This is a genomic window from Frischella japonica (genome assembly GCF_014489845.1).
Classification (GTDB): Bacteria; Pseudomonadota; Gammaproteobacteria; order Enterobacterales; family Orbaceae; genus Frischella; species Frischella japonica.
This window is the reverse complement of the sequence record NZ_JABURY010000025.1, coordinates 1-3,218: the sequence shown is the minus strand read 5'-3', so window position 1 is coordinate 3,218 and position 3,218 is coordinate 1. Positions and strand designations below refer to the sequence as shown.

Genomic DNA, 3,218 nt, shown 5'->3' with positions numbered 1-3,218 from the left:
ACGCTAATAATACGGCATATTTTAATCGGCTTAATTGCATCTTATTGCTCCTATTGATAGTGATATTCTTGAACCAGTGGCGCTAACTCGATAACCTCGAGATGACCGTTATGGTCTTTTCGTGCTTGAGTTTTACCAATTGATAATTATAAATAGTAGCCTAATGTTGTCGTTTCTATTGCCGGACTCGTTGCATAATTGTAGTAAGTTCCATCTTTTTTAGTTAAAGACAATTGCCATTTCAGATTTTTTAAATCTCCCGTAAAATCTTCATTATATTGCCTGATCATCTTAATAGCAGGATGATTAACCCAAGCCGGTACATCATTAAGGTTGTAAGTAAATTTAACTATCGTTTCCGTGGTACGCCCACCATACAAATCCGTTTCTCGATCATAAATATTCGTTACGTCCAAAATTTCTCGCCGACCAAAACAGAACTGTACATCATTTAAATTTTCAATATTTACAAATCCTGCTGTTCTATTGGTTTTATAATAACGTTTGCCTTCCGGCGTTAAACTATAAAGCGGATACAATTGTCCATCTTTACCCTCCGCCAGAACTGAACTTAATAAACCCGCTTGTTCAAATGCCGGTAATAATTCATCCAGTATCTCTTTATCGGAAATATTTTTATCTTCTTCCAACCAAATATCTACCGGTTGTGCTAAATAGGGAAATCCGTTTACCATTCGCCCAACGTACAAACAATAGGCATCTAATCCTTGATAACCGTTGACTAAACGCGCTTTCATCGCCTTATAATCCTGACAACTGCTTAATAACAGCAGTAACGCTAATAATACGGCATATTTTAATCGGCTTAATTGCATCTTATTGCTCCTATTGATAGTGATATTCTTGAACCAGCGGTGCCAACTCGATAAACTCGAAATGACCGTTATGGTCTTTTCGTGCTGGTGTTTTACCAATGGATTCAATTATAAATAGTAGCCTAGCAAGTAAGGCTCTATTACGGTACCGGTACTATAATTATAATAAGTGCCATCCTTTTTAGTTAAGTACACTTGCCCTTTTTTATTTTGTTGGTTACCGGTAAAATGAATATTATATTGTCTAATTTTCCGCAAAGCCGGATGGCTCGCCCACTCGGGCATATCATATAAATTATAGGTGAAATCAACTATCGTTTCTGTGGTGCGGCCGCCATAAAAATCGGTTTCCCGGTCACGGATATTCGTCACGTCCAAAATTTCTCGCCGACCAAAGCAGAACTGTGCATCTTTTAAATCATCCCGATGATTGACTAAAGCAGCTTTGGGTTGCTTATAATAACGCTTCCCCTCTTCTGTTAAACTGTAAAGCGGATACAATTGTCCATCTTTACCCTCCGCCAGAACTGAGCTTAATAAACCCGCTTGTTCAAATGCCGGTAATAATTCATCCAGTATCTCTTTATCGGAAAGATTTTTACTCTCTTTACTCCAGAGGTTGACGGGTTGGGCTAAATAAGGAAATCCTGTTATTCTCCCAACGTACAAACAATAGGCATCTAATCCTTGATAACCGTTGACTAAACGGGCTTTCATCCCCTTATAATCCTGACAACTGCTTAATAACAGCAGTAACGCTAATAATACGGCATATTTTAATCGGCTTAATTGCATCTTATTGCTCCTATTGATAGTGATATTCTTGAACCAGTGGCGCTAACTCGATAAGCTCGAGATGACCGTTATGGTCTTTTCGTGCTTGTGTCCAACCAATGGATTCAATTATAAATAGTAGCCTAATCGAATTGTCTCTATTGATACACTAGTACCATAATTGTAGTAAGTACCGTCTTTTTTAGTTAAATACACTTGCCCTTTTTGATTCTTTTCATCACCGTTAAAATAAATATTATAGTACTTAATTTTCCGCAAAGCCGGATGGCTGACCCACACGGGCACATCATATAAATTGTAGGTAAAATCGACTATCGTTTCTGTGGTGCGACCACCATAAAAATCGGTTTCCCGGTCGCGGATATTCGTCACGTCCAAAATTTCTCGCCGACCAAAGCAGAACTGCGCATATGTTATTCTTTTCTCTTCACTATAACTGAGTCTTATATATTTCTTGCCTTCTTCTGTTAAACTGTAAAGCGGATAAGATTGTCCATCTTGCCCTTCTGCGGTGACTGAATTTAATAAACCTACTTGTTCAAATACCGGTAATAGTTCATTTAATTCATGAGTTTGAGAATCATAATACTCCTGATATTCTTTTTCCTTACCTAAACCATAAGGTTGCGATAAATAAGGGAAATTAATTCGCCCGACAAAAAGACAATAGGCATCCAGCCCTTGATAACCATTGACTAAACGGGCTTTCATCCCCTTATAATCCTGACAACTGCTTAATAACAGCAGTAACGCTAATAATATGGCATATTTTAATCGGCTTAATTGCATCTTATTGCTCCTATTGATAGTGATATTCTTGAACCAGCGGCGCTAAATCGATAAGCTCGTGATGACCGTTGTGGTCTTTTCGTGCTCGTGTCCTATCAATGGATTCAATTATAAATAGTAGCCTATTCGATCCGTTCCTATTGAGCGACCTGTACCATAATTATAATAAGTGCCATCCTTTTTAGTTAAGTACACTTGCCCCTCTTGATTCATTTCATCACCGTTAAAATGAATATTATATTGTCTAATTTTTCGCAAAGCCGGATGGCTCGCCCACTCGGGCACATCATATAAATTATAGGTGAAATCGACTATCGTTTCCGTGGTACGTCCACCATACAAATCGGTTTCCCGGTCGCGGATATTCGTCACGTCCAAAATTTCTCGCCGACCAAAGCAGAACTGTGCATCTTTTAAATCATCCCGATGATTGACTAAAGCAGCTTTGGATTGCTTATAATAACGCTTCCCCTCTTCTGTTAAACTGTAAAGCGGATACAATTGTCCATCTTTACCCTCCGCCAGAACTGAGCTTAATAAACCCACTTGTTCAAACGCGGGAAGCCGCTCGTTATTTAATCTATTTGTGTAAAAATCATTATCTTCCTGCGTATTTCCATCTGTGATAGGTTCGGCTAAATAGGGTAAACCTGTTATTCTCCCAACGTACAAACAATAGGCATCTAACCCTCGATAACCATTGACTAAACGGGCTTTCATTCCCTTATAATCCTGACAACTGCTTAATAACAGCAGTAACGCTAATAATACGGCATATTTTAATCGGCTTAATTGCAT

The 3,218-nt window shown here is 38.5% G+C and carries 4 protein-coding genes; all 4 read right to left on the bottom strand.

What is annotated here, in order from left to right:
• Nucleotides 1-146: 146 nt before the first annotated feature.
• Complete coding sequence (locus tag FcAc13_RS11965) at nt 147-836, bottom strand: hypothetical protein (RefSeq protein WP_187756460.1); 690 nt, start codon at nt 834-836, stop codon at nt 147-149.
• A gap of 108 nt (nt 837-944) precedes the next feature.
• Entirely contained in the window at nt 945-1,631 is a 687-nt protein-coding gene (locus FcAc13_RS11960) for a hypothetical protein (RefSeq protein WP_187756459.1), read from the bottom strand.
• Between the two features lie 108 nt (nt 1,632-1,739).
• A complete protein-coding gene (locus FcAc13_RS11955; RefSeq protein WP_187756458.1) occupies nt 1,740-2,420 on the bottom strand; it encodes a hypothetical protein in 681 nt (226 codons plus the stop codon).
• Between the two features lie 108 nt (nt 2,421-2,528).
• Nucleotides 2,529-3,218: hypothetical protein (locus tag FcAc13_RS11950; RefSeq protein ID WP_187756457.1), on the bottom strand; the 690-nt coding region annotated here is incomplete at its 5' end.